The sequence below is a fragment of the Streptomyces sp. ERV7 genome (assembly GCF_001653515.1).
In the GTDB taxonomy this organism is placed as follows: Bacteria; Actinomycetota; Actinomycetes; order Streptomycetales; family Streptomycetaceae; genus Streptomyces.
In genome coordinates this window covers 1-6,435 of the sequence record NZ_LYOY01000065.1, presented here as the reverse complement: position 1 = coordinate 6,435, position 6,435 = coordinate 1, and the positions used below count along the sequence as shown (strand labels likewise).

At 69.0% G+C, this 6,435-nt stretch carries 3 protein-coding genes; 1 reads left to right on the top strand and 2 read right to left on the bottom strand.

Annotated elements, in window-relative coordinates; all coding sequences use genetic code 11:
* Both A8W25_RS29920 and A8W25_RS29915 read right to left on the bottom strand, forming a co-directional pair.
* A partial coding sequence (locus A8W25_RS29920) for a hypothetical protein (protein ID WP_067167508.1) occupies window positions 1-339 on the bottom strand: 339 nt, incomplete at its 3' end.
* Window positions 336-779, bottom strand: coding sequence for a hypothetical protein (locus A8W25_RS29915; protein WP_067167510.1), 444 nt, complete (start codon window positions 777-779; stop codon window positions 336-338). The genes A8W25_RS29920 and A8W25_RS29915, both read right to left, overlap by 4 nt.
* Window positions 780-1,954: 1,175 nt before the next feature.
* Between A8W25_RS29915 and A8W25_RS29910 the strand changes: the two genes are divergently transcribed.
* A complete protein-coding gene (locus A8W25_RS29910; RefSeq protein WP_079126522.1) occupies window positions 1,955-6,415 on the top strand; it encodes an RICIN domain-containing protein in 4,461 nt (1,486 codons plus the stop codon).
* Window positions 6,416-6,435: the final 20 nt, after the last annotated feature.

Here is a 6,435-nt window from a genome sequence, read left to right as displayed (position 1 = left end):
GGCGGCGGGTGGGGGCATCGCCGCCAGGAGCCCGGACAGCGCGGTCACATACCCGGACCGGGCCTCCACGGCGGCCTCCAGCCACTGCACATCGAACCGCAGCGCGTCGGCGTCGAGGGTGTCAAGGCCCGCGTCGGGCGCCATGTTTGCGCGGACCCGGTCACGCACGCGGACCACCTGCACCTCCGCCACCGCCAGGAAAGCCCGCAGCTCCAGCGCACGGACGAGAGCAGGCGAGGCACCCGGACCTACCGCACGCTCGTGCAGGGCTTCCAGTCCGGCGCCGAAAACCTTCTCCAGCAGCGCATCCTGACTGCTGGGCCTGCGAACCGTGGTCATCGCAGAGCACCCCGGATCCGGGCAGGCTGCGCCGGCGCGGCCGCGGGCAAGGTGGTGCTCACCCGCGGGACGGGACGGGGGCGGGAGCGCGTCTGCTCGACCGGCGCCTCCAGCAGGAACCGCACCGTTGCCGCACGAGCGTCGCGCAGCTCGACGGCCGTGTTCACCTGTTGGGCGAGGTCCATGACGGGGTCGTCCAGGCCCTCCCCCACCGCTGTCTCCAGCGCGGCAACCAGCGCGTCCTCGGCCTTCTCCAGCACCTCCTGGGCCTGGGCGAGCAGCCCGTACCAGTGCACCAGATGCGTCGCCGCCGGGCTGGCCTCGGGGGCGGCCTGCACCCTCCGGGCCAGCTCCGGCAACACCAGACCGAAGCGGGCCTCGACCGCCTCGCCAAGCAGGGCAACCACATCACCGCCGAGGACATCGGGGACGTCGGACACGAACAACTCCAAGGAATGGAAAGCCGAAGGTGGAGGTCAGCAGGGGTGCAGGCGCGCCTCGCGGCGGCTGCGCCCGGCAGGGGTCCAGCCGGTGGTACCGCAGGCGGTAGTGACATCCCGCCAGGCGCGGTCGGGGCGGGCGTGCACGGCGACCGCGAGGACCGGCACGCTCCATGGCGCCGGACCGTACGCCGGGCAAAGCGGTACCGCGCCGGGAGCAGGAGCCGCTGGGGAAGGGGATGGAAGGCTGCCGTTGAGCACCAGGGCAGTGATGGAGGCAGGCGAATAGCACACGGGGGATCTCCAGACCAGGGCGGAAACGCAGGACGCACCGGCCCACGCGGGTCGGCAGTGGTCACAGGGTCCGGAGAATCCCCGGTTTCGGAAACCGGGACTTCGCCGCTATATTGCGCCCCGGCTCACACCCTGGGCCCGCCTCCGAAGCGGCATCGGATACCCAACAGGGCGCGTAGAGCGGGGCGTTCAGCGCTTCAACCCTGGGGCATATCTGGCTGGCAGGCCGCGCGGCATGTGGCGGGCAGTCGCGCAGACCAGGACCAACGGGCTGAGCCTTACCCGCAGACGGCGGGTGGGGCGTCCGATCAGCGCGACTCCCCCGGCGCCGCCCATGCTGCCGCCGTACCGGTGAATCCGGCCGCACCTACGCACCAGCCTTCGTACCGCAGGCACACCCTCGCGGCAGCAACATCCGTTTGTCGCCGAACTCGCCGACGTCACCGAGGATCTCCCCACACTGCAGGGTTGCCGAAAATCGGACAGATCCGACCTCCGAATACCCCACTGAACACGCCCATCCACCTCACAGGAACACCACAGAAAACCCTGGCCTCGCAAGGGGACGGCGCACCACCGTGCCCCTGTGGGGCCGGTCGCGGTTTCGGCCAGAATAATCGAACACCTGTCCTGTGCGGTGAGGTTGTGCCTACGGTTGCCCGCATGCACGGAGGGTTCTGACCCGATCCCCCGTGCCCGCACGTCCAGTAGTGGCCGGGGGACAGCTGCCGCCCATGGCGGGTGAGGTGTGCCCTGGGTTCGCTTTGACCCTGTGATGAAAGGCACCTGCTTTGCGTTCCAGATCACCGAACCCTCTCTTACCCAGGCCCGGACAGTCGGGACTGGCTGCCCGGATCATCCTTCTGCTGACCGCTGTTGCGATGGTGGTCGGCGTCGCGGTGCGGCCCGATCTTGCGGGAACTGCCGACCGGGACACGATGGACCTGGTCGGGGATTCCTACGACGGCTACGACACCAAGTCCGCTGAACAGCTGCGTGAGGACCAGTGCGTGGCCGCTCAGGCCCTGCGCAAGAGTGGACCCAGCCTGTTCGCCCTGGCGCAGGACGCGATCACCCTGCCCCCGGACCAGCTGCACCAGAAGGTCCGCCGGGACCTCATGGACGACAAGACGCCCCTGCACCAGGCGAACGACGCGGACCGCGCCAGCACGGACCAGTGGTTGAAGAAGGTCAGCGACCAGGAGCAGGCGTGGTCCGGCGCGGTGAGCGGTCTGGATTACCCGCACCCGCCGCGCGGGGGCGGCAAGATCTTCGATCAGGTGGGGCTGCTTCCCTGGCTGTACCAGTCGTACGGGGCCGGGGACGACGTGTGGAACCCGCTCTACGATCCGTCGCCGACCGCGGACGACAAGTCGAAGGCGGCCGCGCTGGCGATCGGCGACCGGCTGTACACCACCACCGGCACCCCGCAGGAGCAGCAGGCGTGGGCGCTGTGGAAGAAGAACTCCGGGAAGGTCGAAGAGAACCAGTGGTTCGTTCCCCGGGTGTTCGCCGACGACGCACGGATCTTCCTGTCCTCGGGCGGCTTCCCCACCACGGCGCCGGCCCCGGACAGTCCTGAGTTCCGCATCGCGGTCGAGGACCTCAAGGCCCGCTTCGCCAGCTGCTCGTGGCACGACCCCATCGACCCCGACCGGGTGCTGGGCAAGGAGGTGGGGCAGGCAGCGGCCGAGTGGCAGCAGGAGATCACCTCCCAGGCCACCCAGCGTCAGCAGATCCTCGGCGCGAGCTCGACCGCCACGAAGGCGTTGCAGGACGGCACGTTCGCCCTGGGCAGGCTGCTCGGCCACTCGTGGGTGGCGGACTACTCCACCCGCTGGCTGGACTACTCCACCGAAGGTGGCCTCGGCTGGATCGGCGACGCCTCCAACGTGATCAAGGTGGTCGCCGCTCCGGGCAAGTGCCTGGATGTCGCGGGGGGAAGCACGGACAACGGCGCTGCCGTGCAGATCTGGACGTGCAACAACGGCCCCGAGCAGGACTGGCGGCTGGAACCCGACGGCAGCGGTCTGCACTTGCGGAATGTGAAGTCGGGCAAGTGCCTGGATGTCGACCATGCCAACAGCGCGGACGGCACGAAGATCCAGATCTGGAACTGCAACCAGGCACCGGCCCAGACGTGGGAAGCCGACGTCCGCGCCACCACCAGCCTGAAGAACACGGGCACCGGCAAGTGCCTCGACCTGCACACCTTCACCAACAGCCAGGACGCCTTCCTCCTGTCCTGCAACGGTACGGACGGGCAGAAGTTCAAGATCTCCCCCAAGGGACACACCGGTCCCACCCCGACCAAGTCCAACGTCGACAAGGCCAAGGCGAACGTCACCGCCGCGCAGACGGAGGCGAAGAAGCAACTCGGCGCTCTCCGAGTCCAGTTGGAGACCGCCAAGAAGGCCGGGGCCACCTCCACCACGGCCCAGCAGGCGGCCTACGCGATCGCTGACCAGAACGGGGCCCCGCGGGGCCGGGGGCTGATCGTCGGGCAGCAAAAGGACCAGGTCACCCAGGGCACGGTTGCCGCACTGGAGGCGATGGTCAAGGCCGGGGAGACCGCGGAGGCCGCAACCCGCGCCTCGGCGGCCGACAGCGACACCATCACCCAGCGCGCTCTTGCGCAGGCGGCGCAGGCGCGGGCCGAGTTCCGTAAGAAGGCTGCCGAGACGGCCGAGATGCAGGCCAAGGCCGCCCGGGATGCCGCCAAACTCCACCGCGACAATGCCAAGACGGATGCCGAGACCGCGAAGGCGAAGCTCGCCGACGCGGTGAAAGCCGAGGGCGAGGCGAAGGCCGCCGCGGCTGATGCGCACGCCAAGCGGCTTGCGGCGGAGGCCGAGGAGCAGAAGGCGAAGGCGGAGAAGGAGACCGCTGCCGTCAAGCAGGGCGAAGCCAACCAGCACAAGCAGAACGCCCAGGCAGAGGCCGGGAAGGCGAAGGGCGCCAAGGACCGGGCCGAAGCCGCCGAGCAGACCGCCAAGGGCAAGCGCGACGACGCGGTCAAGGCCCGCGACAAGGCCGTGGAGCTGCGCAGCGACGCCTACAACGCCGAGCAGAAGGCCAACACGGCGCGCGTCAAGGCCGACGCCAAGGAAGCCTACGCACAGTCGCTGGACGCCGGTGAGGCGGCTGATGGCGCCCGCAAGGCGGCGGACGAGGCCGCAGCCGCTGCCAACGACGCCGTGGCGGCAGCCAAACGCGCCCGTACCGAGGCCGATGTCGCCAGCCAGGCCGCAGCCGAGGCGGACGCCGCGGCCACCCGGGCGGAGGCCGCGGCCATGCGGGCCCGTGCCGACGCCGATGGCGCGCAGGCCGCGAAACTGAAGGCCGACGCGGCGGTCAAGACGGCCACCAGCGCCACCGCGGACGCCATCGAGGCAGCCCAGCACGCGGCAGCCGAGGCCGCGGCCGCGGTCAAGCAGGCAGGCGTGGCCACAGCGCAGGCGAAGTCGGCCAAGGCCAACGCGGATGCCGCTATGAAGGAGGCCCTCACCGCACTCGCCGCCGCAGCCAAGGCGGCGGGCTACGCCCATGTCACCGCGCAGGCCGCGGCTGACGCCACGGCGGCGGCACGGCAGGTGGCCAAGCCGGCCAACGACGCCGTCCAGCTCGGCGGCCCGTACGCGGACACCGACAGCACCGCCTCCCTGGTCGTTCTGACCGGGCAGGCATCGCGGACGATCGCCGAGCAGCAGCAGGCCGTCGCCCAGGCGCACGCCGACAACGCCAAAACCGAGGCCGAGGCGGCCAAGGACATCGCCACCCAGGCCCAGGGCGACATGAAGGAGGCATACCTCCACGCCGCCAACGCGGCAGCGTACGCGGCCGAGGCCAAGGGGTACGCGAAGGAAGCCCTCGGCTACTCAGCACAGGCCGCCGGGTATGCGTCCGAAGCCGCCAAGTCCCTGGCCCGCACCGTCGAATACGACCGGCAGGCCACCGAGGACGCAGCAGCGGCCGACAAGGCCGCCGGCCGCGCCGAAGGCTACGCCAAGGAAGCCCGCGCCTCCGCCGACGAGGCCGCGCTCGACGCGGCGGCAGCGCAGCAGGCCGCCAGGCAGGCCGAGCAGTCCGCCAAGGACGCACAGGCCGCGGCCGACCGCGCCAACACCGCCGCCACCGAAGCAGAACAGGCAGCCAAGGACGCCGACCAGGCGTCCAAGGACACCCAGGACGCGGCACAGCGCACCGAGACGAAGGAGAAGAACACCCAGATCTCGACCGGGGCCGGCAGCATCGGCGGCGTCTTTTTCAAGACGAAGGTCGAGCCCGTCGGTGAGCCGGAGAACGTCAAGAAGGACAACTGCAACGTCATCATCCACACCGGTGACTGCGTCATCACCGCGACGATCACCTCGAAGGTGTTCGTCGACCTCTACCTGTGCACCAACCCCGACATCCCCGACGCACAGTCCGGATGCCTCCCCTCCGACACCCTGTTCCTCGCCAGCCAGGAGCTGAAGCAGCCCCAGACCCAAGAGGTCACGTACACGATCGGCCAGAACGAGTTCAACCGGGCGATCGCCAAGGGACTGCTCAAGGCCCTCACTGAGGACTTCACCGGCTGCTGGGACAAGTTCACCGGTGGCGGCGGGAGCTGGGGCAACTGCGGCTGGGCCGCCTTCGACATCACCACCCTCGTCTTCGGCAACATCGCCGTCAAGGCGATCTCCGACGCGGTGAAATCCTTCGACGCGGCCTTGCGATTCGGCATCGGAGTCGAGGACGCATGGAGGGGGCTGCGCACCGCCGGCCTCACCGAGGCCGCCAGCGTGGGCATTGGTGCAAAGCTTCTCGACAACTTCACCAAGACATGCCTCACAGGTGGACACGCAGCGCGTGCTCCCAAGCTAGCCGCGTCCGCGAAAAAATGCCCCGAAGAGCTGATCGCCTACAACAGTGACGAGATGAGCCACCTGGCGTACAAGTACCGGACGGAGAACACTTACTTCGAAGCGGATCACAACGTAGCTGTGGCGAGGGTGCCGGGTTGGAACGACCCCAAGACCGGCGACTACGTGATCGCCAACAGCAAGTTCAGCGGGCACTCGGAGACGGAAATCCTTGGCATGCTAAAAGAAAAGGGTGTCGATCCCAAGAAAATCACCGCCATGTACACCGAACGGCAACCGTGCGGCGACTGCGCTGATTCCCTTGGGAAGGCTCTCGCGGCAGGGACCCCCATCACATACTCTGTCCCCTACGGCCCCGGCTACGAGTCGGCGGCAAAGAGTCTTCTCGCGAGCTACATCAAGCGAGCCAACGGCGGGAGACTGGCCCCTTTCGCACTCCATGACCAAGGGGCCATGGAACAGAAGCACGACTGACCAGAAGCAGTGAGCACACG